25 protein-coding genes are annotated in these 24,297 nt (G+C 57.7%); 19 read left to right on the top strand and 6 right to left on the bottom strand.

The annotated features are described in order from the left end of the window. Positions 1–15 precede the first annotated feature (15 nt). The 7 genes from IB212_RS11065 to zinT all read left to right on the top strand — a co-directional run bounded on the left by IB212_RS11065 (position 16) and on the right by zinT (position 7,464). Positions 16–1,119, top strand: a complete 1,104-nt coding sequence (locus tag IB212_RS11065; protein ID WP_041910011.1) for a cobalamin-independent methionine synthase II family protein — start codon at positions 16–18, stop codon at positions 1,117–1,119. Between the two features lie 202 nt (positions 1,120–1,321). Continuing rightward, entirely contained in the window at positions 1,322–2,593 is a 1,272-nt protein-coding gene (gene urtA, locus IB212_RS11070) for an urea ABC transporter substrate-binding protein (protein WP_028013130.1), read from the top strand. A 24-nt stretch (positions 2,594–2,617) separates the two neighbouring features. Next, on the top strand, positions 2,618–4,192 hold the full coding sequence (urtB, locus tag IB212_RS11075; RefSeq protein WP_041910009.1) for an urea ABC transporter permease subunit UrtB: 1,575 nt from the start codon (positions 2,618–2,620) through the stop codon (positions 4,190–4,192). Next, a complete protein-coding gene (gene urtC, locus IB212_RS11080) occupies positions 4,192–5,265 on the top strand; it encodes an urea ABC transporter permease subunit UrtC (RefSeq protein WP_047365177.1) in 1,074 nt (357 codons plus the stop codon). Before urtB ends, urtC begins: the two co-directional genes overlap by 1 nt. Further along, a complete protein-coding gene (urtD, locus tag IB212_RS11085) occupies positions 5,265–6,062 on the top strand; it encodes an urea ABC transporter ATP-binding protein UrtD (RefSeq protein WP_041910005.1) in 798 nt (265 codons plus the stop codon). Before urtC ends, urtD begins: the two co-directional genes overlap by 1 nt. A 9-nt stretch (positions 6,063–6,071) precedes the next feature. Beyond that, on the top strand, positions 6,072–6,770 hold the full coding sequence (gene urtE / locus IB212_RS11090; RefSeq protein ID WP_028013134.1) for an urea ABC transporter ATP-binding subunit UrtE: 699 nt from the start codon (positions 6,072–6,074) through the stop codon (positions 6,768–6,770). A gap of 52 nt (positions 6,771–6,822) precedes the next feature. Then, a complete protein-coding gene (gene zinT / locus IB212_RS11095) occupies positions 6,823–7,464 on the top strand; it encodes a metal-binding protein ZinT (protein ID WP_028013135.1) in 642 nt (213 codons plus the stop codon). 46 nt (positions 7,465–7,510) lie between these two features. Here zinT and ydeE read toward each other — a convergent pair whose 3' ends face one another. Beyond that, on the bottom strand, positions 7,511–8,704 hold the full coding sequence (ydeE, locus tag IB212_RS11100; protein ID WP_188245625.1) for an efflux MFS transporter YdeE: 1,194 nt from the start codon (positions 8,702–8,704) through the stop codon (positions 7,511–7,513). Positions 8,705–8,898: 194 nt separating this feature from the next. On the opposite strand from ydeE, the gene eamA reads away from it, so the two are divergent. After that, positions 8,899–9,798 (top strand): O-acetylserine/cysteine exporter, encoded by a 900-nt coding sequence (gene eamA / locus IB212_RS11105; protein ID WP_028013137.1) that lies wholly within the window; start codon positions 8,899–8,901, stop codon positions 9,796–9,798. 38 nt (positions 9,799–9,836) lie between these two features. Here the strand turns inward: eamA and marB are convergent, their stop codons facing one another. From marB to marR, 3 genes are read right to left on the bottom strand one after another with little or no spacing between them, the layout of a single operon-like run. Next, a complete protein-coding gene (gene marB, locus IB212_RS11110; RefSeq protein WP_028013138.1) occupies positions 9,837–10,055 on the bottom strand; it encodes a multiple antibiotic resistance protein MarB in 219 nt (72 codons plus the stop codon). A gap of 33 nt (positions 10,056–10,088) precedes the next feature. Continuing rightward, positions 10,089–10,469: an MDR efflux pump AcrAB transcriptional activator MarA gene (gene marA, locus IB212_RS11115; RefSeq protein WP_008502237.1), complete on the bottom strand. Its 381-nt coding sequence runs from the start codon at positions 10,467–10,469 to the stop codon at positions 10,089–10,091. A gap of 20 nt (positions 10,470–10,489) precedes the next feature. Continuing rightward, positions 10,490–10,924: a multiple antibiotic resistance transcriptional regulator MarR gene (marR, locus tag IB212_RS11120; RefSeq protein ID WP_028013139.1), complete on the bottom strand. Its 435-nt coding sequence runs from the start codon at positions 10,922–10,924 to the stop codon at positions 10,490–10,492. Between the two features lie 256 nt (positions 10,925–11,180). Between marR and IB212_RS11125 the strand changes: the two genes are divergently transcribed. Continuing rightward, positions 11,181–11,846 carry a MarC family NAAT transporter gene (locus tag IB212_RS11125; RefSeq protein ID WP_041909999.1) on the top strand — a complete coding sequence of 222 codons (666 nt, stop codon included), beginning with the start codon at positions 11,181–11,183 and terminating at the stop codon, positions 11,844–11,846. A 46-nt stretch (positions 11,847–11,892) separates the two neighbouring features. Here the strand turns inward: IB212_RS11125 and IB212_RS11130 are convergent, their stop codons facing one another. After that, a complete protein-coding gene (locus IB212_RS11130) occupies positions 11,893–13,089 on the bottom strand; it encodes a sugar transporter (protein WP_047365168.1) in 1,197 nt (398 codons plus the stop codon). 177 nt (positions 13,090–13,266) lie between these two features. Here IB212_RS11130 and IB212_RS11135 point away from each other — a divergent pair, with 177 nt between their 5' ends. The 3 genes from IB212_RS11135 to IB212_RS11145 all read left to right on the top strand — a co-directional run bounded on the left by IB212_RS11135 (position 13,267) and on the right by IB212_RS11145 (position 15,449). Further along, complete coding sequence (locus IB212_RS11135; protein ID WP_041909994.1) at positions 13,267–14,055, top strand: PhzF family phenazine biosynthesis protein; 789 nt, start codon at positions 13,267–13,269, stop codon at positions 14,053–14,055. 26 nt (positions 14,056–14,081) lie between these two features. Beyond that, on the top strand, positions 14,082–14,876 hold the full coding sequence (locus tag IB212_RS11140; protein WP_047365166.1) for a PhzF family phenazine biosynthesis protein: 795 nt from the start codon (positions 14,082–14,084) through the stop codon (positions 14,874–14,876). Between the two features lie 90 nt (positions 14,877–14,966). Next, on the top strand, positions 14,967–15,449 hold the full coding sequence (locus tag IB212_RS11145) for a GNAT family N-acetyltransferase (RefSeq protein WP_153655877.1): 483 nt from the start codon (positions 14,967–14,969) through the stop codon (positions 15,447–15,449). Here IB212_RS11145 and ptrR read toward each other — a convergent pair. Continuing rightward, the gene (gene ptrR / locus IB212_RS11150; RefSeq protein WP_028013145.1) at positions 15,403–16,281 is read right to left on the bottom strand and encodes a putrescine utilization regulator PtrR; all 879 of its coding nucleotides are present in this window, start codon (positions 16,279–16,281) and stop codon (positions 15,403–15,405) included. The genes IB212_RS11145 and ptrR overlap by 47 nt on opposite strands. A 98-nt stretch (positions 16,282–16,379) precedes the next feature. Here ptrR and sad point away from each other — a divergent pair, with 98 nt between their 5' ends. From sad to IB212_RS11185, 7 genes are all read left to right on the top strand, one after another. After that, complete coding sequence (sad, locus tag IB212_RS11155; protein WP_188245624.1) at positions 16,380–17,768, top strand: succinate-semialdehyde dehydrogenase; 1,389 nt, start codon at positions 16,380–16,382, stop codon at positions 17,766–17,768. Positions 17,769–17,875: 107 nt separating this feature from the next. Continuing rightward, positions 17,876–19,465, top strand: coding sequence for a methyl-accepting chemotaxis protein (locus IB212_RS11160; RefSeq protein ID WP_041909985.1), 1,590 nt, complete (start codon positions 17,876–17,878; stop codon positions 19,463–19,465). A gap of 86 nt (positions 19,466–19,551) precedes the next feature. Further along, complete coding sequence (gene glsB / locus IB212_RS11165; protein WP_153656315.1) at positions 19,552–20,454, top strand: glutaminase B; 903 nt, start codon at positions 19,552–19,554, stop codon at positions 20,452–20,454. Beyond that, positions 20,454–20,816: a DUF4186 domain-containing protein gene (locus tag IB212_RS11170; RefSeq protein ID WP_188245623.1), complete on the top strand. Its 363-nt coding sequence runs from the start codon at positions 20,454–20,456 to the stop codon at positions 20,814–20,816. Before glsB ends, IB212_RS11170 begins: the two co-directional genes overlap by 1 nt. A 170-nt stretch (positions 20,817–20,986) precedes the next feature. Continuing rightward, positions 20,987–21,952, top strand: a complete 966-nt coding sequence (locus IB212_RS11175) for a sensor domain-containing diguanylate cyclase (protein WP_188245622.1) — start codon at positions 20,987–20,989, stop codon at positions 21,950–21,952. 83 nt (positions 21,953–22,035) lie between these two features. Beyond that, complete coding sequence (locus IB212_RS11180) at positions 22,036–22,563, top strand: GNAT family N-acetyltransferase (protein WP_045630591.1); 528 nt, start codon at positions 22,036–22,038, stop codon at positions 22,561–22,563. A gap of 116 nt (positions 22,564–22,679) precedes the next feature. Then, the gene (locus IB212_RS11185; RefSeq protein WP_041909979.1) at positions 22,680–24,131 is read left to right on the top strand and encodes a tagaturonate reductase; all 1,452 of its coding nucleotides are present in this window, start codon (positions 22,680–22,682) and stop codon (positions 24,129–24,131) included. Positions 24,132–24,297: the final 166 nt, after the last annotated feature.

Consider the following 24,297-nt stretch of genomic DNA (forward strand, 5'->3'; position numbering starts at 1 on the left):
ACTGAGGAGATTTCCATGCAACGACAGCACGCCCCATACCGCGCCGACGTAGTCGGCAGCTTTTTACGCCCGGATGCCATCAAGCAGGCTCGCCTGAAGTTCGCCAGCGGCGAGATTGATGCCGGACAGCTTCGCGCGGTGGAGGACGAGGCTATTCGCCACGTCGTCGAGCAGCAGTGCGCGTGCGGCCTGCATGTGGTGACCGACGGTGAATTTCGCCGTGCCTGGTGGCACTTCGATTTCTTCGACGGTCTTCAGGGCGTTGAGCGTTACGATTCACAGCAGGGGATTCAGTTCAACGGAGTACAAACCAAAGCCCACGGCGTGCGCGTGACCGGCAAGCTGGGCTTTGGCGACCACCCGATGCTGGAAGACTTCCGCTATCTGAAAAGCATCAGCGGCAATGCCCAGCCGAAGATGACCATTCCCAGCCCAAGCGTGCTCCATTTCCGCGGCGGGCGCAAAGACATCGACGCGACGGTGTATCCGGATCTGAACGACTATTTCGACGATCTGGCAACCACCTGGCGCGACGCGATACGCGCATTCTACGACGCGGGCTGCCGTTATCTGCAGTTGGACGACACCGTCTGGGCCTACCTCTGCTCGGACGACCAGCGCCGTCAGATCCGCGAGCGCGGCGACGATGCCGATGAGCTGGCGCAAATCTATGCCCGCGTACTGAACAAGGCTCTGGAAGGCAAGCCGGAGGATCTGACCATCGGGCTGCACGTCTGCCGCGGTAACTTCCGTTCAACCTGGATTTCCGAAGGCGGCTACGAGCCGGTGGCGGAAGTGCTGTTCGGGACGGTCAACGTTGACGCATTCTTCCTGGAATACGATAACGACCGCAGCGGGGATTTCGCGCCGCTGCGCTTCGTTCGCCCGGGCAAGCAGCAGGTGGTGCTGGGCCTGATCACCACGAAAAACGGTGAGCTGGAGAACCCGGAAGGCGTGAAGGCCCGTCTGGAAGAGGCGGCGAAATACGTGGCGAAAGAGCAAATCTGCCTCAGCCCGCAGTGCGGTTTTGCCTCCACCGAAGAGGGCAACAGCCTGAGCGAGTCCCAGCAGTGGGATAAGGTCCGTCTGGTGACGCAGATCGCCAGCGAAGTCTGGTAAAACCGCTTCCTCAGCGCTGCATTATAAAAGTGCAGCGCTGTGCCATTCTGAGTCGTTCTCTTTACATCCTGCCGTCTGTCTCCTGCAATAGCGCATCCTCCATTCTGGCATCCTTTTTGCTCCTGCTTCGCTGACACCTTTATTTCCGCGTCCATGCCGTAACGGACGTTTTCGCACAGCGTTCTTTTTCAGGAGTGAAAATATGCAGCGTCGTACCTTATTAAAAGCCTTTGCGTTATCCGCGTCCGTCGTGGCGATGGGAATGAGTTTTGGCGTGCAGGCGGCCGACACCATCAAAGTGGGGATCATGCACTCTCTGTCCGGCACGATGGCCATCTCCGAAACCCCGCTAAAGGACGTCGCCCTGATGACCATCGACGAGATCAACGCCAAAGGCGGCGTGCTGGGTAAGAAACTGGAGCCTGTGGTGGTGGATCCAGCCTCAAACTGGCCGCTGTTTGCCGAGAAGGCGCGCCAGCTGCTGAGCCAGGATAAAGTGGCGGTGGTGTTCGGCTGCTGGACGTCGGTTTCGCGCAAATCCGTACTGCCGGTTTTCGAGGAGCTGAACGGCCTGCTGTTCTATCCGGTGCAGTATGAGGGCGAGGAAATGTCGCCAAACGTCTTCTATACCGGCGCGGCGCCGAACCAGCAGGCTATCCCGGCGGTGGAATACCTGATGAGCGAAGACGGCGGCGGGGCGAAGCGCTTCTTCCTGCTGGGGACCGACTACGTTTACCCGCGCACCACCAACAAAATCCTGCGCGCGTTCCTGCATTCGAAAGGGGTTGAGGATAAGGACATCGAAGAGGTTTACACCCCGTTTGGTCACAGCGACTACCAGACCATCGTCGCCAGCATCAAGAAATTCTCCGCCGGCGGCAAAACCGCCGTGGTGTCGACCATCAACGGCGACTCCAATGTGCCGTTCTACAAAGAGCTGGCTAACCAGGGGCTGAAGGCCACCGACGTGCCGGTGGTGGCGTTCTCTGTCGGCGAAGAAGAGCTACGCGGAATCGACACCAAACCGCTGGTGGGTAACCTGGCGGCGTGGAACTACTTTGAGTCCGTGGATAATCCAACCAACCAGGCGTTCGTCGCGGATTACAAAGCCTATGCGAAGGCGCACAAGCTGCCGAATGCCGATACCGTCGTGACAAACGACCCGATGGAAGCGACTTACGTGGGGATCCACATGTGGGCACAGGCGGTGGAAAAAGCGGGCACCACCGACGTGGATAAAGTGCGCGCGGCGATGGCCGGTCAGTCATTTAAGGCGCCGTCTGGCTTTACGCTCACCATGGATGCCACCAACCATCATCTGCATAAGCCGGTCATGATCGGTGAAATTGAAGGCAACGGCCAGTTCAACGTGGTCTGGCAGACGGAACAGCCAGTACGCGCCCAGCCGTGGAGTCCGTTCATCGCCGGAAATGACAAAAAGCCCGACCAGCCGATGAAAACCGCCAGCAACTAGGCCATTGCCTCAGGGAGAAACGTCATGAACGCCATGCGCATGTTCATCGCTCTTGTATGGCTTTCCGGACTGCTGCCAGGGATGGCGCAGGCATCGGATGCCGATCGTTTTGTTGCCGCCAGCCGCGGCCAGCAGGCGGAGCTCCTCACGCAGTGGGCCGCCGCGCCGGATGCCGCCAGGCTTCCGCTGCTTCAGTCCCTGCAAAAGGAAAACCTGTATACCGACAGCCAAAAGCACGCCTTTGCGAAGCGTAATGGCGAAATGGTTTCGCTCGGTGACGCCCGCGCGGCAGTAGGGCAAACCAAAGCCGTACGCCTGACAAACCGGCTGCGCGTGCTGGCTGCAACGGCCATTGCCACGCATCAGCTTGTTAGTGACAGTGTCACCGAAAGGCGGGCGGCAGCCCGTCAGCTCCAGCGTGATGCTCAGCCCGACATGCTCGCTTTTCTGGAAAAGCGCGCCGGGGATGAAGCGGACGCTGTGGCGCGTCAGGCGCTGCTGCTGGCGGTGGCAAACCTCCAGCTGGCGAGCCCGCAGCCGGAGGTGCGCCGCAGGGCCGTCGAACTGCTGGGCCAGTCAGACGATCCGGACGTACAGTCCAGACTCACTCCGTTTACCCAGGCGCAGACCGAGCCGGATGCCGGCGTGCGCGCGGCCGCAGAAGAGAGCCTTAGCCAGATTACGCATCGCCTGATGTGGGGCGATCTGCTGGGCCAGGCATTTATGGGGCTTTCTCTGGGGTCGGTGCTGCTGCTGGCCGCGCTGGGGCTCGCGATCACCTACGGCCTGCTGGGCGTCATTAACATGGCCCACGGCGAGATGCTGATGCTGGGGGCGTACGCTACGTGGATGGTGCAGCAGGCAATGGCCGGGATTGCCCCTCAGTGGCTGGCGCTCTATCCCGTTATCGCCTTGCCGGTAGCGTTCTGCCTGACGGCGGGCATTGGAATGGTGCTGGAGCGCACCGTGATCCGTCACCTGTACGGTCGTCCGCTGGAAACGCTGCTGGCGACATGGGGGATCAGCCTGATGCTCATCCAACTGGTGCGCATGACCTTTGGTGCCCAGAACCTCGAGGTGGCAAACCCGGCATGGCTTTCCGGCGGGGTGCAGGTTTTTGCCAACCTGACCCTGCCGTGGAACCGCATTGTGGTGCTGGGCTTCGTGCTGCTGGTGCTGTTCTTCACCTGGCTGATTCTGAATAAAACCCGTCTTGGTCTGAACGTGCGCGCGGTGACGCAAAACCGCAGCATGGCCGCCTGCTGCGGGGTACCGACCGGGCGCGTCGATATGCTGGCGTTTGGGTTGGGCTCAGGGATCGCCGGGTTAGGCGGCGTGGCGTTATCCCAGCTTGGTAACGTCGGGCCGGAGCTTGGTCAGGGGTACATCATCGACTCGTTCCTCGTAGTCGTTCTCGGTGGCGTAGGCCAGCTGGCAGGCAGCGTGGCCGCCGCGTTCGGGCTGGGCATATTCAATAAAATCCTTGAGCCGCAGATGGGTGCGGTGCTGGGCAAGATCGTGATTCTGGTGGCGATCGTCCTGTTTATCCAGAAGCGCCCTCAGGGGCTGTTTGCGCTGAAAGGGAGGGTGATTGACTGATGAGCCAGCCGCTGACCTTAACGCTGGCGCGTAAAGCGCCGCGCACGACACAGATTGCAGGCAGCCTGCTGGTGGCGTGTTTGCTGATATTACCATTTTTCGCCTTGCTGCCCGCCACGCATCCGCTGGCGCTGTCGACCTGGATGCTGACGCTCATCGGCAAGATCCTCTGCTATGCCATCGTTGCGGTGGCGCTGGATCTGGTGTGGGGCTACGCCGGCATGCTCTCTCTTGGACACGGCATCTTCTTCGCCCTGGGCGGCTATGCGATGGGCATGTACCTGATGCGCCAGGCGTCAGGCGACGGCCTGCCCGCGTTTATGTCGTTTCTCTCATGGAGCGAGCTGCCGTGGTTCTGGTGGGGCACCCAGCACTTTGCCTGGGCGCTGGTGCTGATCGTGATGGTGCCGGGTTTGCTGGCGCTGGTGTTTGGCTGGTTTGCCTTCCGCTCGAAGATCAAAGGGGTCTACTTCTCGATTATGACCCAGGCGTTGACCTACGCGGGCATGCTGCTGTTCTTTCGCAACGAAACCGGCTTTGGCGGCAATAACGGCTTTACCGGCTTCACCACGCTGCTCGGGTTTTCGGTGACGGAAACGACCACCCGCATCGCGCTGTTCCTGGCGACGGTGCTGTTGCTGCTTCTGGCGTTGGCCCTCGGATTTGCACTGGCGAAGAGCAAGTTTGGCCGCATCCTGACCGCCGTGCGCGACGCGGAAAACCGCCTGACGTTCTGCGGGTACGATCCGCGCGGGTTCAAGCTGCTGGTATGGACGCTCTCTGCCGTGCTGTGCGGCCTGGCGGGGGCGCTGTACGTTCCGCAGGTGGGCATTATTAACCCCGGTGAAATGTCGCCGACCAACTCGATAGAAGCCGCCATCTGGGTGGCGCTGGGCGGGCGCGGCACCCTGGTGGGGCCGGTGATTGGCGCGGCGCTGGTGAACGGGGCGAAAAGCTTCTTTACCGTTGCCATGCCGGAGTACTGGCAGCTGTTTCTGGGGCTGATTTTTATCGCTGTCACGCTGTTCCTGCCGCGCGGCGTCTACGGTCTGTTGCGTAAGGGAGAGAAATAATGCAGCCAACGGAAGAGTTATTTACCCGCCAGTTGCCCGGCGATCGCTACCGGGACCAGACTGACCCGGTGCTTCAACTTGAGGCCATTAACGTCAGTTTCGACGGCTTCCAGGCGCTGACCGATCTCTCCCTGAATATCGGCGTGGGCGAGTTGCGCTGCGTGATTGGCCCCAACGGGGCGGGTAAAACCACGCTGATGGACGTGATCACCGGCAAAACCCGACCCAAAAGCGGGAGAGCGATTTACGACCAGTCCATCGACCTGACCGGGCTGGAGCCTGCGGCCATTGCTCGCCAGGGGATTGGCCGAAAATTCCAGAAACCCACGGTCTTTGAAGCGCTGACGGTGTGGGAGAACCTTGAGATCGCCATGAAAACCGATAAATCCGTCTGGGCGAGCCTGCGGGCAAAACTCAACGGCGAGCAGCGGGACCGCATTGACGAGATGCTGGTTCTTCTGCGCCTTGGCAGCGAGCGGGACCGTCGCGCCGGGCTGCTTTCGCACGGGCAGAAACAGTTCCTGGAGATCGGCATGCTGCTGGTGCAGGACCCGCACCTGCTGCTGCTGGATGAACCCGCCGCCGGGATGACCGATGCGGAAACGGAATACACCGCCGAGCTGTTCAAAACCCTGGCGGGCAAGCATTCCCTGATGGTGGTGGAGCACGACATGGGCTTCGTTGAAACGATTGCCGACCACGTCACGGTGCTGCATCAGGGGCGCGTGCTGGCGGAAGGCTCGCTTCGCGAGGTGCAGGCCAACGAGCAGGTGATTGAGGTCTATCTGGGCCGCTAAGGAGCGATGATGTTACAGGTTAACGAACTGAATCAGTACTACGGCGGCAGCCATATCCTGCGCGGCGTGAGCTTCGAAGCCGCTCCCGGTGAAGTCACCTGTCTGCTGGGCCGCAACGGCGTCGGGAAAACCACGCTGCTGAAGTGCCTGATGGGGCTGATCCCGGCGAAAACCGGGGAGGTCATCTGGCAGGGTAAAACGATCACCCACAGCAGGCCGCACCAGCGGGTGCAGTCCGGCGTGGCGTATGTCCCGCAGGGCCGCGAGATTTTCCCGCGCCTGACCGTGGAAGAGAACCTTTTGCTTGGGCTTTCGCGTTTTTCCGCCCGCGAGGCAAAGCAGGTTCCTGACGAGATCTGGCAGCTGTTCCCGGTTCTCAAAGAGATGAAGCACCGCCGAGGGGGCGATCTCTCCGGCGGGCAGCAGCAACAGCTGGCGATTGGTCGCGCGCTGGCGAGCCGTCCGCAGCTGCTGATTCTGGACGAACCGACGGAAGGCATACAGCCTTCCGTCATCAAAGAGATTGGCCAGGTGATCCGCACCCTGGCAAACAGAGGCGACATGGCAATCCTGCTCGTCGAGCAGTTTTACGACTTTGCCGCCGAGCTGGCCGACAGCTATCTCCTGATGTCCCGCGGCACTATCATTCAGCGCGGGAGGGGCGAAAATATGGAGCAGGAGGGTGTTCGCGGGCTGGTTGCGATCTAAAATGTTATAATATAACATCCTCATTCTTATAAAACGGAATGAGGGTGTTACTTTGGCTGCACATATTGGAAAATTTGCCATGACTCTGGGGGCGCTGCTGGTCAGCGGCCAGCTGTTTGCTCACTCGCACGGCCATCAGATGACCGAAGCGGAACAGAAGGCGGCGAACGGCGTGTTTGAGGATAAAGACGTGAAGGACAGAACGCTGTCCGACTGGGACGGCACCTGGCAGTCGGTGTATCCGTTCCTGCTGGACGGTTCGCTGGATCCGGTCTTCAAACAGAAAGCGCAGAAGGATAAAAGCAAAACCTTTGACGAGGTGAAAGCGTACTACCGCAAGGGATATGCCACGGACGTGGATGCCATCGGCATTGAAAATAACGTAATGGAATTCCACAGAGGCAAGGCGGTCAGCAGCTGTCAGTATGACTACAGTGGCTACAAAATTCTGACCTACGCATCGGGCAAAAAAGGCGTTCGCTATCTGTTTGAGTGTAAGGATGCCGACAGCAAGGCGCCGAAGTTCGTGCAGTTCAGCGACCACATCATCGGGCCGAAAGCCTCATCGCACTTCCATATTTTTATGGGCAATACCTCCCACGAGGCGCTGCTGAAAGAGATGGACAACTGGCCGACCTATTATCCAAACGAGATGTACAAAGAGCAGGTGGTGGAGGAGATGCTGCACCACTGATGCGTTATTGCCGGGGGGCGGCTTCGCCTTACCCGGCCACTATTTTTTACGCCGCTTTGGGGGATTCGTTCCACGCCTTCACGCTCATTCCCCGCAAAATCATCAGCCAGGCAACGACGATGGCAACCATCATGATTGCAAACAGCGACCAGTGCGGCAGGTTGGTCAGGATAATGCCGGTGATCATCGGGTTTGCCGCCGCGCCGAGCCAGCCCAGCGCCTGCGCGGAAAAATAGCTCGCCTTCATCCCCGGCGGGGCGATGTTGTCGATCAGTATGTATTCACCCGGTGCGTAGATAATCTCACCCAGCGTAAAGATGGCGGCGGCGATGCCCCAGTAAATCAGGTTCTCCCCGGAGAGCATAAAGCCTCCCAGCCCCAGGATAAAAAACAGCGTTGCGACGGTCATTAAAGGCCGAATATTGCTGGCGGAGATCTTCCGTCCCAGCGCGTACTGCAGCGTCACCACCACGGCGGCGTTAACGGGCAGCACCACAGCGACCACCTTCTGGGCAAAATCGCTGTCGGCATTGGCGGCCAGTACGTATTGCGAAATGCAGCTGGCGAACGATCCGCCCACGTAAGACGCGAGCAGGCCGGAGAGGGTGAACCAGAAAAGGGCGCGATCTTTCAGCAGCACCGACGGCTGCCAGGGCATCTTCTCCTCGGCGGTATCCAGCGCGACGCTCTTTTGCACGAAGAAATGAATAAACCCGAGCGGCAGCGCGGCGCAGAAGGCCGCCAGCCAGAACGGCAGCTGCAGGCTGTACATCACCAGCAGGGTGCCAATCGGCGGCCCGACCGTCCAGCCAATGTTCAGAAAGCTGTAGTTGAGCGAGAAAACACGCGCTTTTTGGCTTGAGGTGAGCACGTCGGAGAACCAGGCTTTCAGCACCGTCGAAAAGACGGAATAGGCGCAGTTGATCAGGGAAAAGAACAGGACTACCAGGGTGACGTTATCCACCAGCGGAATCGCGACAAAACCGGCGATAAAAGCCACGATCGCGATCAGCATATAGCGTTTTTTATCAAACTTATCGGCCAGAATGCCAAATCCCAGGCTGAACACCACGCCAACGGTCAGCGCAATCGTCAGGGCATAACCAATATTCTCGACGCTCATATTAAACACGCGCGTGAGATAAATGGTCATGAACGGCAGCGTTGCCCCCCGACCGATGGTTAATAACAATGACGATGCCAGCAGCGCTGCGGTTGAGCGCCTGAGAGATGGTTTCATATTCCTTCCCGACGGTTGCTTATGCTTTTTTTAGACGAGTGTTAACAGGATTACCATGACATAAGGGGCTTGTATAGCACCCGATTTATCCCTAAGTGCTTCAGCTGCCTGCCAGAAATAATGATCTTCTCGCGGCACACTTTTTTCTGTTACCTTGAAGTGTTAACAAATTATTAATAATTCAGGGGCAGGGTATGACGCGTAAAGACGGACTGCTGGCGTTGCTGGTGGTCGTGGTATGGGGGCTCAATTTTGTGGTCATCAAGCTGGGATTGCACAACATGCCCCCGCTGATGCTGGCCGGTTTGCGTTTTATGCTGGTGGCGTTCCCGGCGCTCTTTTTCGTCGCCCGTCCGAAAATCCCGTTAAAACTGCTGCTGGGCTACGGTTTGACCATCAGTTTTGGCCAGTTCGCGTTTCTCTTCTGCGCCATCAAGTTCGGCATGCCGGCCGGTCTGGCCTCGCTGGTGTTACAGGCGCAGGCGTTCTTTACCATTATTCTCGGCGCATTTGTGTTTGGCGAACGCCTGCAGGGCAAGCAGCTGGCGGGGATAACGCTGGCGGTATTTGGCGTTCTGGTGCTGATTGAAGCCAGCCTGAACGGTCAGGATGTGGCGCTGCTAGGGTTTATGCTCACGCTGGCGGCGGGGCTGAGCTGGGCGTGCGGCAATATTTTCAACAAGCTGATTATGCAGCACGAGGCGAGGCCTCAGGTGATGTCCCTGGTGGTCTGGAGCGCATTGATTCCGATAATCCCGTTTCTGGTGGCGTCGTTTATTCTGGATGGCCCGGAGGTGATGCTGAACAGCCTGGTCGAGATCGATCTGACCACGATCCTTTCTCTTATCTATCTGGCGTTTGTCGCCACCATCGTGGGCTACGGGATCTGGGGTTCGCTGCTGGGACGCTATGAGACCTGGCGCGTCGCGCCGCTGTCTTTGCTGGTCCCGGTAGTGGGGCTTGCCAGTGCGGCGATACTGCTGGATGAAACGCTGAGCGCGCTGCAGCTGCTCGGTGCCGTGCTGATTATGGCCGGGCTGTACATCAACGTGTTTGGCCTGCGGGTTCGCCGGGCGGCGCGGGTAAGGGGATAGGGCATAAAAAAGCCCCGCTGCTGCGGGGCAAAAACGAATCAGAGGCCGTGCTGATTATAATAAGGCACGCCTAATTCGTCGGATTTGTCGCTACCAGCACCCATGTGGTTGAAATCATAAGGCGACTGGTCATGTGCTGACGGCAAAATCATCGTGTCATGATTATTTTGCTGCGTTGCACCTGGGGTTTGCTCCGCGAAGGTCTGGCTGGAAAACAGCACCAGCAAGGCGAGGGCGGCGGAGGCGGTAACTTTCATTTTTTCCTCGGTTACGTCTTTTACAGGCGATGATTAACTACAGTGTTTTAACGGATACAGGTAACGGGATTCACCCGGCACGCTGGTGATTCGGTACTTATGAGGCGGCACGTCAAAATAGTTCTTGAACGTACGCGTGAGGGTTTGCTGTGATTCAAATCCGTAACGCTCCGCCAGATAAAGGATCGGTTCATTGCTTTCTTTCAGTTTCTGGGCAATTTCCGTCAGCTTGCGGCTGCGAATATATTGACCTAATGAATGACCGGTCTCTTTTTTGAACATCCGTTGCAGGTGCCATTTGGAGTAACCTGAACGCTCAGACACTTTTTCAAGGGAGAGCGGCGATTCCAGGTTATCTTCGATCCAGTCCAAAATGCTATGAATAGTGATAGCGTCAGTATTGCGTCTGGACATCGTCATACCTCTTTTTCTGTTTACGGCAGTATTTTCTTCAGCAAAAGCTCAAGGGTAGCCACTTCATCTGCCGTTAAGTTTTTTGTTAGTTCCTGATGCAGTGTTTGTCCTACTAATTGATGACATTGCTCGCACATAGCCGCACCATCGCTGGTGAGCCTGACCAGTACGCCGCGTTTGTCATTCGGGTTAGGGCTTCGTTCTACCCATCCTTTGCAGACGAGACGATCGAGCATGCGGGTTAACGCACCCAGATCGACAGAGAGCACCTTTTTCAGCTCAACCGGCGTGATACACACTTCGCAGCGAATGGAACACAGCACTTTGAACTGTGTTGCGGTGATATCCAGCGGTGACAGGTAGTCATTGAGCAGGCGATCTTTTTTCTGGTTAACCATATGAATAAGACGACCCAGCGGAACAACGTCGTTAAAGATATCACTGGTGCTTTTCACAATGGTTGCCCTGGCAAGTAGTTTAATCACGGCAGATATTATTGCTCAGGCAAGTATAAGTCAACTGAATGAATCAGCCGATGCCACAAATTGCTAAAACGTTTCATGAACGATTTTTGCAACCTTTCAAATCAGGAAGATAACTAACGGGTATCGTTCCCAAAGGAAAACTATCGTTACGTTGCGCCGATGGCTGAACGTCACACTTTCACCCTATAATTGCGATGTTAAATGTGGATAAGGACAACAACGCACTATGTTGGATTTGATAAAAGCAATTGGTCTCGGGCTGGTGGTACTGCTGCCGTTAGCTAACCCGTTAACGACGGTGGCGCTGTTCCTGGGGCTGGCAGGGAATATGAACAGCGCCGAGCGCAACCATCAGTCGATGATGGCTTCGGTGTATGTGTTTGCCATTATGATGGTGGCCTACTACGCCGGGCAGTTGGTGATGAACACCTTCGGGATTTCAATTCCCGGGCTGCGTATAGCGGGCGGGCTGATTGTGGCCTTTATTGGCTTCCGCATGCTGTTCCCGGCGCAGAAAGCGCACGAGTCTCCGGAGGCAACCAGCAAATCAGAAGAGCTGGAGTCCGAACCGAGCGCGAATATTGCTTTTGTACCGCTGGCCATGCCGAGTACGGCCGGGCCGGGAACCATCGCGATGATCATCAGTTCTGCATCGACGGTGCGCGACAGCTCTACCTTCCCGGACTGGGTACTGACCGTTGCGCCACCGCTAATTTTTGCGCTTATTGGGGTTATCGTGTGGGCGTCTCTGCGCAGTTCCGGTGCGATCATGCGCTGGGTGGGCAAGGGCGGTATCGAGGCGATTTCCCGTCTGATGGGCTTCTTACTGGTCTGTATGGGCGTGCAGTTTATTATTAACGGCGTGCTGGAGATTATTAAGACCTACCACTGATGTCATTGCCGGGTGGCGGCTACGCCTTGCCCGGCACAAACGCACCTTACCCGTGCTGCCCCTGTTCCTCCAGCGCCACCGGCCACTTGCGGAAGATGAGTACCGACCAGACGAGCGCGACGAGCGCCGGAATCGCCCCCAGATAGCCAATCGCCGACATCGATACGTGCAGGCTAATCTGATTGCCCACCAGCGCCCCCGCGCCAATCCCCAGATTGAATATCCCCGAAAACAGCGACATCGCCACGTCCGTGGCATCCGGCGCCAGGGCCAGGACTTTCACCTGCATGCCGAGACCAATAATCATGATCGCCACGCCCCAGAACAGGCTCAGGATCGCCAGCTGGCTTTCGCTGCCTGACGCAGGCAGCAGCAGCACCAGGCACGCCAGCAGCAGGCCGATGGCGCTGCTCACCAGCAAGGAGGCATGCTGATTACCCAGTTTACCAAACAGCACGCTGCCAATAATGCCCGCGCCGCCGAGAATGAGCAGTAAGAGGGTGGCAAAGTTTGCGCTAAAGCCCGCGACCACCTGCACAAACGGTTCAATATAGCTGTACGCCGTGTAGTGCGCGGTGACCACGATAACGGTAAGCAGGTAGATACTCAGCAGCGCCGGGCGACGCATCAGCAGCGGCAGGCTTTTCAGCGAGCCGGAGTGTTCGCTTGGCAGCGCGGGCAGCAGCTTAATCAGACACACCAGCGTCACCAGCGCGCCCATGCCGATGGCAAAGAAGGTAGTACGCCAGCCGAAGTACTGTCCCACGATGCGGCCAATGGGCAGCCCCAGCACCATCGCCAGCGCGGTACCGGTGGCAATCAGGCTCAAGGCCTGGGCGCGTTTACCCGCCGGCGCGAGCCGAATAGCCAGCGATGCGGTGATGGACCAGAACACCGCGTGGGCAAAGGCAATGCCGATGCGGCTAATGACCAGCACCGTAAAATTCCACGCCATAAACGACAGGACATGGCTGGCAATGAACAGGGCAAACAGGCCGATCAACAGCCTGCGCCGCTCCATCTGGCTGGTCAGCAACATAAACGGCAAAGACATCAGCGCCACCACCCAGGCGTAGATAGTTAACATAATCCCCACCTGCGCCGTTTCCATCTGGAAGCTTTCTGCTATGTCAGACAACAGCCCAACCGGAACAAATTCTGTGGTGTTAAAAATAAATGCGGCAATGGCCAGCGTGACCACGCGTAGCCACGCGATCCTGCGGGAAACTGTGTTCGTTGTCATAGGGATGTCGGAGATTCGTTGCTGGAAAGATGAGAAGGCGATCTTAAAACGCCATACGGCGAAAACTCAACCATTATGTGACGCAGATCTCAATATTTACCTTATGAAAGCGGTAGCCGGGGGCGTTGTTTTCATTGAATATAAAAGTACAACACAGCACAGACAGGCGGTAAGACAATGCAGGAGATTGATTTTTATCTGGTAGATGCATTCAGCAATACCTCGTTCGGCGGCAATCCGGCAGCGGTTTGCCCGCTGAACGAATGGCTGCCGGATGAAACGTTACTGAAAATGGCGCAGCAGCATAATCAGTCGGAAACCGCATTTTTCGTCTGCACTAAGGGCGGCATTGAGCTACGCTGGTTTACCACGCTCACTGAAGTCAATCTCTGCGGTCACGCCACCCTGGCTGCCGCGTACGTTCTGTTTAATGAACTCGATTACCCCGACTCGCGGATCCACTTTGATACCGCCTCTGGCCGACTGACGGTCAGCCGGGAGGGAGAGTGGATGACGCTGGACTTCCCGGCGTGTCCGACCCGAGAAGAGACGCCGCCGCCGGAGATGCTCGCGGCGCTCGGTATCCGCCATTATGTTGAAGCCCGTAAAGGCCGCGCCTGGGTGATTGTGCTGGAAAATCCCCGGCAGGTTGAAGCGCTTGCGCCGCGCTTTTCGGCGATGACGCCGGGCGAGCATAAAGTGAGCGTGACGGCACCGGGTGAAGGGGAATATGACTTTGTCAGCCGCTTCTTCTCACCGGGCGTTGCCGTTCCGGAAGATCCTGTGACTGGATCCGCGCACACGATGCTGATCCCCTACTGGAGCAAAAAGCTGGGGAAAACGGCAATGTTTGCCCGTCAGGTTTCGGCGCGCGGCGGGGATGTGCGCTGCGAGCTGAAAGGGGAGCGCGTATTGATGAGCGGTCAAGCGTCGTGCTACCTGAAAGGCACTGTGTATCTGCGCTAAAACTGATAACAAAAGAGGAAGAGACAATGCGGGAAATTGATTTTTATCTGGTGGATGCCTTCAGCGACAAAACCTTTGGTGGCAACGCGGCAGCGGTATGTCCTCTGGAAGAGTGGCTGCCGGACGAGACGCTTCTCAAAATGGCACAGCAGCATAATCAGTCGGAAACCGCGTTTTTTGTGCGAACCGACGACGGATTTGAACTGCGCTGGTTCACCACGCTGCATGAAATTAACCTCTGCGGCCATGCGACCCTCGCGGCATCACACGTCATTTTTGAGTATCTGGACTATCCGCATACGGAAATCCACTTTTCCACGCGCTTCGTGGGGGAGCTGACGGTCAAACGTAGCGGCGACTGGCTGACGCTGAATTTCCCCGCATGGTCCACGGAGGTCGTCGATAACCCACCGCCTGCACTGTTTAGCGCGCTGGGCATCCCGGCGGCAAAAGAGGTGCGCGTCGGGCGAGACTACGTCGTGGTGCTGGAGAGCCAGCAGCAGGTGGAGGCATTAACGCCGGATATTGGCGCGATGGTTCCGCTGGGCAAAATGGTCTGCGTAACCGCGCCGGGCGAAGGGGAATATGACTTCGTCAGCCGCTTTTTCTGCCCGGGCGAAGGGGTGCCGGAAGATCCGGTTACCGGGTCCACGCACAGCATGCTGATCCCCTACTGGAGTGAAAGGCTGGGTAAGACGTCGCTCAATGCCCGCCAGGTGTCGTACCGCGGCGGGGATCTGCGCTGCGAGCTGAAGGGCGACCGCGTACTCATTGCCGGTCAGGCCACCCTGTACCTGAAAGGGCGGATTTTTTTACGCTAGCGGCTGCGCGATAAGTTAATACTATGAAGCAGCCTGGCAGGCCTGCGCTATGTTGACATTGAGTTTCACAAATAAAGCAAGGAGCCTGCCATGTATTCCATTACCTCTGAATCTGCACGTCACCCGGACATTCTTATGCTGATTGCGGCCCTCGACCGTTATCAGAGCGAACTCTATCCCGCCGAAAGCAACCATCTGCTCGATCTTTCAGAACTGCCCGCGACATCCCTTATCCTGATGATCGTCCGCGACACGCAGCTTCAGGCCGTTGGCTGTGGAGCTATCGTGCTCAACGGCGACGGAACGGGGGAGATGAAGCGGGTCTATATCGATCCGGCCCATCGCGGGCAACATCTGGCTGAGAAGCTGCTGGCCGCGTTGGAAGATGAGGCCCAGAGCCGTCACTGCCATACCGTACGGCTGGAAACGGGCATCAAACAGCATGCCGCGATTCGTCTTTATGAACGAAGCGGCTACGATCGGCGTCCGGCGTTTGCCCCGTATGTGGACGATCCGCTCAGCCTGTTTATGGAGAAGGCGCTGGTTGAAGACGTTCGTTTAGCAGCGCTATAAACGCTTCCAGCTGGCGGGTCATCGCTCCGCGTCGCCACACCAGCCAGGTAGTGAGCCAGCGCCAGTTTTCCGCCAGCGGCCAGGCTTCAACCTGATGGTGGCCTGGCATACTTTCCAGCATTGAGCGCGGCATCAGTGCGATGCCCGCGCCCGCGATGACGCAGGCGAGCATGCCGTGATAGGACTCCATCTCATGAATGCGTCCCGGCGCGGCTCTGTCTGCATGAAACCAGCTCTCCAGGTGTCGGCGATACGAGCAGTTTGCGCGAAAAGCATAAACATCGCTGCCGCTCACCTGCGCAGCGCGCGTTACCTCCGTCTGCCCGGCAGGGGTGACCAGCATCATCTCTTCCCGGTAGACAGGCATCCCCTCCAGCTCCGGGTGCGACAGCGGCCCGTCGACAAAGGCGGCGCTCAGGGTTCCCTCCAGTACGCCATCAATCATCGTCCCGGACGGCCCGGTAGAAAGGGCAAACTGGATGCGCGGATAGCGCTGGTTAAACTGCGCCAGCGTCTCAGGGATGCGCACGGCGGCGGTGCTCTCCAGCGCGCCAAGGGCAAACAGCCCCTGCGGCTCATCGCCCGCGACGACCATGCGCGCTTCATCCACCAGCGCCAGGATCTGTCTGCTGTAGCGCAGGAAGTTATGCCCGGCGGGAGATAAGCGCAAGCGCTGGTTCTCACGAATAAACAGCTCCACGCCAAGATCGGCCTCCAGCTGGCGGATGCGGGTCGTCAGATTAGAAGGAACGCGATGCACCTTCTGCGCCGCCTGGGTGATGCTGCCCGTCAGCGCGACGGCGTTAAACATTTCAAGCTGGGTTAAGTCCATAGCATTCTCGTTTCGTGAATAAGGTGGTCAGTATTATTCATTTTTAAGAAATAGCAGAGTGAGCCACACTTAATCAACCGAAATGCGTGGAGAACATCATGAAATATTCATCTGCTACACATGCTCTGTCCGTTAACCCTGCAACGGGTGAAACGCTCGCCTCATATCCGTGGGCGACGCAGGAAGAGGTTGAACGTGCCATCGCGCTGGCTGATGCGGGCTTTCGTCACTGGCGGTGCGAAAGCGTAGCCCACCGGGCGCAGAAGCTGCGCGATCTCGGCACCGCGCTGCGCGGTCGCGCGGAAGAGATGGCCCGGATGATGTCCCGCGAGATGGGAAAACCCATTCAGCAGGCGCGGGCGGAAGTGGCGAAATCAGCGGGCCTTTGCGACTGGTATGCCGAACATGGCCCGGCGATGCTGAATGCTGAACCCACGCAGGTCGAGAATGACAACGCTGTCATCGAGTATCGTCCGCTGGGGCCAATTCTGGCGGTGATGCCGTGGAACTTCCCGCTCTGGCAGGTGCTGCGCGGCGCGGTGCCGATCCTGCTGGCAGGTAACAGCTATCTGCTCAAACACGCGCCCAACGTGCTTGGCTCGGCGGAACTTATCGCGCAGATTTTTGCGGACGCCGGCTTCCCTGAAGGGGTATTCGGCTGGGTGAACGCCACCAATGACGGCGTAAGCCAGGCGATTAACGATCGTCGCATTGCGGCGGTAACCGTCACCGGCAGCGTGCGCGCCGGGGCAGCCATTGGCGCGCAGGCGGGGGCGGCGCTGAAAAAATGCGTTCTTGAGCTGGGGGGTTCTGACCCGTTCATCGTTCTCAACGATGCCGACCTGGATCTTGCCGTGAAGGCGGCGGTAGCAGGGCGCTACCAGAATACCGGGCAGGTGTGCGCGGCGGCCAAACGGTTCATTGTGGAAGAGGGTATTGCAGACACCTTTACCCGACGCTTCGTTGACGCCGTCGCCGCGTTAAAGATGGGCTCGCCGGATGAAGAAGAGAACTACCTTGGCCCGATGGCGCGCTATGATCTGCGCGATGAACTGCATCAGCAGGTGCAGGCGAGCCTGGCAGAAGGGGCAACGCTGCTGCTGGGGGGAGAGAAAATCAGCGGTGAGGGGAATTATTACGCGCCAACCGTGCTGGCGAACGTTACCCCGTCGATGACGGCCTTCCGCCAGGAGCTGTTTGGTCCGGTCGCGGCCATTACGGTTGCGAAAGAGGCGGCGCACGCCCTGACGCTTGCCAATGACAGCGACTTTGGCCTGTCTGCCACGGTCTTCACCGCCGACGCAGCGCTTGCGGAAAAATTCTCTCGCGAGCTGGAGTGCGGCGGGGTGTTTATCAACGGATACAGCGCCAGCGACGCGCGCGTGGCCTTTGGTGGCGTGAAGAAAAGTGGCTTTGGCCGCGAGCTTTCCCATTTTGGTTTGCACGAGTTCTGTAATGTGCAGACGGTGTGGAAGGATCGCGTGTAATTTATTCGGCCCTCATCACGAGGGCCGTTGTCATTTATCTGCAATGGTTCTGTCATTTTCGTTTCGTAGACTCGCACGCGTCTAACGTCTTGTTACTGAAGAAAATTATGAACCTAACGCAAATTTTTCGCCGTATTGCGCAGCGTCTTATCCCTCGCCAGTTTGGCCTGCTGACGGGTATCTTTTGTATTATTGGCCTTTTCTCCGCGCTGCAGCTCTCCTCATCCTTTCTGCTGAACGCCTCCCTGAAGGAAGCTCAGCGCAATGAACGACAAAACCTGCTGGCGTATCAGCAGCAGAGCAAGCTGGATCTGGCGCGCGTCTCCCTGCTGGCGGCGAGCGATCTGCTCAACCGTTCCGGCGTCTGGTTTATGCAGGATAAAGAAACCGGCTCGGAAGGAAGCTGGCACAGCCTGATGGACGACGCACAAAAGTCGCTGGCGGTTTCTCAGCAGGCATGGAAGGCCTGGCTGGCGCTCAGCCCGCCAAAAGATGAGGCGCTGATTAACAGTTACCAGCTTTTCTACGATGCCATTAAGGAGCAATCGGAAGCGCTTGTCAGAACCAACTCCATTGATGCCTTTTTTGCCGTGCCGGCACAGGCGTTTCAGACCGACTTTAACGACAACTACGCGCGCTATCAGCAGGCCAGCGAGAAGCAGGCCATGCAGGGGCGTCAGGCTTTAATGGCGCAGCTCTCCGGTCTGCAAACGTTGTTCCTGCTGGCGCCGGTTCTGCTGCTCGCCATCGCCGCAGCCGTCTGGTTCGGCATGTCCAGGTGGGTGATTACGCCGTTGCGTCGGCTTATTGCACATATTAACCGGCTGGCCGCTGGAGATCTCTCCGGCACGCCGCCAAACGTGATGCGCTTTAACCGGGAGACGGGGCAGCTTAGCGACAGCGTTGCCACCATGCAGCGCGGCCTACAGCAGCTGGTGACGCAGGTCAGCCACGCCACAGCCACGATGGTGGAGAACATTGGCTCCCTCGCGGAGGGAAACCAGAAGCTGTACCAGCAGTCGGCGCGTCAGGCAAAGGAGCTGGAGGAGGTCACAGCGCATATCGCGGCGCTGGAAACCCACGTGGAAGGGAATACCGGTTATGCCCGCCTCGCCAGCTCGCGCGCGGATGAAGCGCGTCAGGCTGCCGTAGGAGGCGACCAGATGATGTCGACCGTGAATGCCTCTATGCAGGCGATCGTCGAGCGATCGTCAGAGATGCGCGGGATCGTGGCGATGATCGACAGCGTGGCGTTTCAGACTAACATTCTGGCGCTCAACGCCGCCATTGAGGCCGCCCATGCCGGAAACCAGGGGCGCGGGTTTGCCGTCGTCGCCCGGGAAGTCGGGCTCCTGGCGCGAAAGAGCAGCCACTCGACGCAGACCATTCAGGAGTTGATCAACCGCTCCGTGCAGGGCATTGAAGACGGCTCCCGCGCCGTGAATCTGATGGAAGAGAACCTGCAGCAGGTCACCGGTCTGGTGGGCAATTTAAGCAGTTTGCTGAATGAAATCTCGACCGCCACGCTCAGTCAGGGAGAAAGTATTCACCAGATGACGCGCCAGCTTCAGGCGCTGAATCAGGTCTCGCGCCAGACGGATCTGCTGGTTTCTGACGCCTCTGAGGCCTCTGAACGCCTGCAAAAGCAGTCCGATCTTTTATTGCAGGCCGTTTCGCGTTTTCGTCTTAGCGCCTGACGCAATACATTAGCCTCTGTTATACTCGCAGCCCGTTTTAGCCTGAGGGCAAGGAGCAAAGAGTGGCTGCGGTCATCCATAATGAGATGCTGGACGAGATTCTGGCGCAGGTTCGTCCGTTATTGGGAAAGGGGAAGGTGGCCGACTACATTCCGGCCCTTGCCTCGGTGAGCGGGAATAAGCTGGGCATCGCTATCTGTACCATAGACGGACAGCGATACCAGGCAGGCGATGCCACTGAACGCTTTTCTATTCAGTCTATTTCTAAAGTGCTAAGTCTGGTCGCGGCGATGCGCCAGTATGAGGAAGAAGAGATCTGGCAGCGCGTGGGAAAAGATCCGTCCGGCCAGCCCTTTAACTCACTGCTTCAGCTCGAAATCGAGCAGGGTAAACCGCGTAACCCCTTTATCAACGCCGGGGCGCTGGTGGTCTGCGATATGCTGCAAAGCCGCCTCAGCGCACCGCGTCAGCGAATGCTTGAGATTGTTCGTCAGCTTTCTGGCGTGGACGATATTGCCTATGATTCGGTGGTGGCGCGCTCGGAGTTTGAACACTCCGCCCGCAACGCGGCTATCGCCTGGCTGATGAAATCCTTCGGTAACTTCCACAACGACGTGGCGACCGTGCTGCAAAACTACTTCCATTACTGCGCCCTGAAGATGAACTGCGTTGAGCTGGCCCAGACGTTTCTGTTCCTTGCGCACCAGGGGCACGCGCCGCATCTCGATCAGGAGGTGGTTTCCCCGCTCCAGGCGCGGCAGGTTAACGCCCTGATGGCTACCAGCGGCATGTATCAGAACGCCGGGGAGTTTGCCTGGCGGGTTGGCCTTCCGGCCAAATCGGGCGTTGGCGGCGGTGTGGTGGCGATTGTGCCGCATGAAATGGCGATTGCCGTCTGGAGCCCGGAGCTGGATGAAACGGGAAATTCACTTGCCGGCGTGGCGGTTCTGGAGAAGCTGACCCAACGCCTGGGACGTTCTGTATACTGATGTCTGACCTGGATCCCCTTTTTTCCCGCCTGGCGCGATCGAAGTTTCGCTCGCGCTTCCGCTTGGGCAATAAGGAACGACAGTACTGCTGGGACAAAGGCGCCGAAACCATTGACCAGCATGCCGCCGATTTTGTCGCTAAACGCCTTGCACCCGCGCAACCCGCAAACGACGGCAAGCAGACGCCCATGCGTGGCCACCCGGTGTTTATCGCCCAGCATGCCACCGCGACCTGCTGCCGGGGCTGTCTGGCAAAATGGCATAACATTCCCCAGGGCGTGCAGCTGAGCGCGCAGCAGCAACATTATATCGTCAGCGTGATCCACCGCTGGCTGGTGATACAGATGAACGCCCAAAAATGATATTTAATGCGTTCTGCGCTTACCGCCTGCAGCCTCGTACCCGGCTGGCGGACGAGCAAATCGTCATAACGCATTGACGTGAAATGGATAGCGGCTTAACAGGACGTCGAACGCTGACAATGTCTCGGTTTAAGCTACGCTTTGAGTAACGCTTTACGTCAGGAGACATTATGAAAGCACCTGCAACACCTGAAAATGAAATTGACAGACTTAACGCGCTGCGCGAATCGGGTCTGCTTGAGATTGACAGTTCCCCGGCGTTTGACCGCTTAACGCGTCTGGCAAAACGCTTTTTCCAGGTACCGCTGGCCATGGTCAACCTTATTGATGAGCATACGCTGATCGTTAAGTCGGCGGATGGGCAGGCACCCGATTCCGTTCCGCGCAACATCTCTTTTTGTGGCCATACCATCCTCACCGAAGCACCGCTGATCGTCGGGGATATGCTTCAGGACGATCGTTTTGCGGATAACCCGCTGGTGGCCGGCGAACCTCGCGTGCGGTTTTACGCAGGCTTTCCGCTGCGCTTACGCAACGGCGCAAGCGTTGGCTCGCTTTGCCTGATTGACTACGCACCGCGGGAGTTCTCAGCGACCGATCTCGCCGTGCTGGGGGATTTGGGGGCGCTGGCTGAAGATGAGTTTGCGGCAATCAGCGCGGCGACCACGGATGAATTGACCGGATTATTCAACCGACGGGGCTTTAACCAGCTCGTGCGGTTCACGCTCTCCATCGCCCGACGCCGGGCGGAGCCGTTAACGCTCGGCTGGCTGGATCTGGATCGTTTCAAGGAGATTAACGATCGCTACGGGCACGAAGAGGGGGATAAGGCGTTAAAGACCATGGCGCAGCTGATGCGCGCCTCTTTCCGCGAAGCGGATATGCTGGTTCGTTTTGGTGGCGATGAGTTTGCCGTGCTGTTTGCTGATACGGATGAGAAGGGCGCGTGGATTGCCATGCAGTATCTCGCCGAGCAGGTCGAAAACTACAATGCACGCAAGCTACATCCATGGTCGCTTCTGTTCTCCTGGGGGCTGAGCGAATTCGATCATAACGGCAACGACCTGCTGCAGTGGCTTAAAGATGCCGATGAAAAAATGTATGCCATGAAGCAGCAGCGGCAGCGGGCCAGATGACATAACAAAAGCGTATGACCGTTCCGTTTGCGTTAATGAAATGTTAAATGCAAAGTGAGGGTATTCAACGTAAGGACAAAAAAATGAATACCTCACTGCACATCAAAAACCTCACCCGCGACGACATTCTCACTCATCTTGATGCGCTGGCCGGGATCCTCGAAAACTGCGTAAACGGCGGCGCATCCGTCAGCTTTATGCTGCCCTTTAACCTGGAGAAGGCCCGTTCATTCTGGCTCGGCATAGCTGACAGCGTAGGGCGCAACGAGCGCGTGGTGCTGGCCAGTATTGATCCGCAGGAGGGCGTCATCGGCACGGTGCAACTGATTACCGACCAGCCGGAAAACCAGCCGCACCGTGCGGACGTGGCAAAGCTGCTGGTTCATGAAAAAGCGCGTCGAAAAGGGGCCGCAATGGCGCTGATGGAAGCGCTGGAAGCTGAGGCCCGGGCCAGAAACATTTCGGTTCTGGTGCTCGATACCTCCACCGGCAGCGGCGCCGAAACCTTCTACCAGCGTGCCGGCTGGCAAAAGGTCGGTGAGATCCCGCGCTACGCCCTGATGCCGGACGGCGCTATGACGGCCACGTCGGTGTTCTATAAATTCTTATAATTTTTTCACAACCACGCCGGGGATTGATCGAAACAGGGTTTCTGGTCGTAAAGTTTTGATAAGTTATCGTACCAATCTTATCAGGCTGTATGACTAATCATAAAAGGAACCCTCTTGTGAACACGCTCAACCGTCGTGATTTTCCCGGTGCGCAGTACCCCGAACGCATTATTCAGTTTGGCGAAGGCAATTTCCTGCGTGCGTTTGTCGACTGGCAAATTGACCTTTTGAATGAACATACCGATCTCAACGCCGGTGTGGTTATCGTTCGTCCTATTCAAAGCGACTTCCCGCCGTCGCTGAACACGCAGGATGGGTTGTACACCACCATCATTCGTGGCCTGAATGAGCAGGGCGAAGAGGTGAGCGAAGCCCGACTTATCCGCTCTGTTAACCGTGAAATCAGCGTCTACGACGATTACGACGCCTTTCTGAAACTGGCACACAGTCCGGATATGCGCTTTGTTTTCTCGAACACCACCGAAGCCGGAATCAGCTATCACGCGGGGGATAAGTTCGACGATGCGCCTGCCGTCAGCTACCCGGCGAAGCTAACGCGCCTGCTGTTGGAGCGCTTTAGCCACTTTAACGGCGCGCCTGACAAGGGGTGGGTAATCATTCCGTGTGAACTGATTGACTACAACGGTGACGCATTGCGTGAACTTGTGTTGCGCTATGCCCAGGAGTGGGCGCTGCCTGCCGCCTTTATCCAGTGGCTGAACGAGGCAAACCACTTCTGCTCAACGCTGGTTGACCGTATCGTGACCGGTTACCCGCGGGATGAAGTGGGCACGCTTGAGGCCGGGCTGGGTTATCAGGATGGGTTCCTGGACACGGCTGAACACTTTTACCTGTTTGTAATTCAGGGGCCAGCCTCGCTGGCTGGTGAACTGCGCCTGGATAAGTACCCGTTAAACGTGCTGATTGTCGACGACATCAAGCCCTATAAAGAGCGTAAAGTCGCCATTCTTAACGGTGCGCACACGGCGCTGGTACCGGTGGCCTATCAGGCCGGGCTGGATACGGTTGGCGAGGCGATGAATGATGAAGACGTGTGCGCTTTCGTCGAAAAAGCAATTTATGAGGAGATTATTCCGGTTCTCGATTTGCCCCGCAGCGAACTGGAGTCGTTCGCCAGCGCGGTAACAGGGCGTTTTCGAAATCCCTACATCAGACACCAGCTGCTTTCCATCGCGCTCAACGGCATGACCAAGTATCGCACGCGTATTCTTCCGCAGCTGCTGGCAGGGCAGAAGGCCTCAGGTCAACTGCCAGCGCGTCTGACGTTTGCGTTAGCGGCACTGATCGCATTTTATCGCGCGGAGCGTAACGGAGAGAACTATCCGGTGCAGGATGATGCGTTCTGGCTGGAACGTTATCAACAGCTATGGGCGCAGCATCGCGATAATCAGCTCGCTACCCGCGAACTGGTGCACGCCGTGCTGAGCGTAGAAGCGCACTGGGAGCAGGACCTGACGAAGGTGGACGGTCTGGTTGATCAGGTGACGCGGGATCTGGATGCCATTCTGCTGAAGGGCATGCGCGCAGCGGTGAAGCCGCTTTGCTAATTACGTGACCCGGCTTCGGCCGGGTTTAAACAGGCACTGTTTTAGTTACAACATACTATTTACCCTGTTTTTAAAATCAAATGCAGCACCGTGCGGTTTTCATTCTTCAGGTGAGAGAATGCAATGTTCCGTTAACATGCTTGCAACCGTGATGGGGATCACGTTT

It is taken from the genome of Enterobacter sp. E12, assembly GCF_014596715.2.
GTDB lineage: Bacteria > Pseudomonadota > Gammaproteobacteria > Enterobacterales > Enterobacteriaceae > Enterobacter > Enterobacter bugandensis.

Coding starts and splice junctions, on each gene's coding strand:
- IB212_RS11065 (WP_041910011.1), top strand. CDS start 16: ATGCAACGACAGCACGCCCCATACCGCGCCGACGTAGTCGGCAGCTTT.
- urtA (WP_028013130.1), top strand. CDS start 1,322: ATGCAGCGTCGTACCTTATTAAAAGCCTTTGCGTTATCCGCGTCCGTC.
- urtB (WP_041910009.1), top strand. CDS start 2,618: ATGAACGCCATGCGCATGTTCATCGCTCTTGTATGGCTTTCCGGACTG.
- urtC (WP_047365177.1), top strand. CDS start 4,192: ATGAGCCAGCCGCTGACCTTAACGCTGGCGCGTAAAGCGCCGCGCACG.
- urtD (WP_041910005.1), top strand. CDS start 5,265: ATGCAGCCAACGGAAGAGTTATTTACCCGCCAGTTGCCCGGCGATCGC.
- urtE (WP_028013134.1), top strand. CDS start 6,072: ATGTTACAGGTTAACGAACTGAATCAGTACTACGGCGGCAGCCATATC.
- ydeE (WP_188245625.1), bottom strand. CDS start 8,704: ATGAAACCATCTCTCAGGCGCTCAACCGCAGCGCTGCTGGCATCGTCA.
- eamA (WP_028013137.1), top strand. CDS start 8,899: ATGACGCGTAAAGACGGACTGCTGGCGTTGCTGGTGGTCGTGGTATGG.
- marB (WP_028013138.1), bottom strand. CDS start 10,055: ATGAAAGTTACCGCCTCCGCCGCCCTCGCCTTGCTGGTGCTGTTTTCC.
- marA (WP_008502237.1), bottom strand. CDS start 10,469: ATGTCCAGACGCAATACTGACGCTATCACTATTCATAGCATTTTGGAC.
- IB212_RS11125 (WP_041909999.1), top strand. CDS start 11,181: ATGTTGGATTTGATAAAAGCAATTGGTCTCGGGCTGGTGGTACTGCTG.
- IB212_RS11130 (WP_047365168.1), bottom strand. CDS start 13,089: ATGACAACGAACACAGTTTCCCGCAGGATCGCGTGGCTACGCGTGGTC.
- IB212_RS11135 (WP_041909994.1), top strand. CDS start 13,267: ATGCAGGAGATTGATTTTTATCTGGTAGATGCATTCAGCAATACCTCG.
- IB212_RS11140 (WP_047365166.1), top strand. CDS start 14,082: ATGCGGGAAATTGATTTTTATCTGGTGGATGCCTTCAGCGACAAAACC.
- IB212_RS11145 (WP_153655877.1), top strand. CDS start 14,967: ATGTATTCCATTACCTCTGAATCTGCACGTCACCCGGACATTCTTATG.
- ptrR (WP_028013145.1), bottom strand. CDS start 16,281: ATGGACTTAACCCAGCTTGAAATGTTTAACGCCGTCGCGCTGACGGGC.
- sad (WP_188245624.1), top strand. CDS start 16,380: ATGAAATATTCATCTGCTACACATGCTCTGTCCGTTAACCCTGCAACG.
- IB212_RS11160 (WP_041909985.1), top strand. CDS start 17,876: ATGAACCTAACGCAAATTTTTCGCCGTATTGCGCAGCGTCTTATCCCT.
- glsB (WP_153656315.1), top strand. CDS start 19,552: ATGCTGGACGAGATTCTGGCGCAGGTTCGTCCGTTATTGGGAAAGGGG.
- IB212_RS11170 (WP_188245623.1), top strand. CDS start 20,454: ATGTCTGACCTGGATCCCCTTTTTTCCCGCCTGGCGCGATCGAAGTTT.
- IB212_RS11175 (WP_188245622.1), top strand. CDS start 20,987: ATGAAAGCACCTGCAACACCTGAAAATGAAATTGACAGACTTAACGCG.
- IB212_RS11180 (WP_045630591.1), top strand. CDS start 22,036: ATGAATACCTCACTGCACATCAAAAACCTCACCCGCGACGACATTCTC.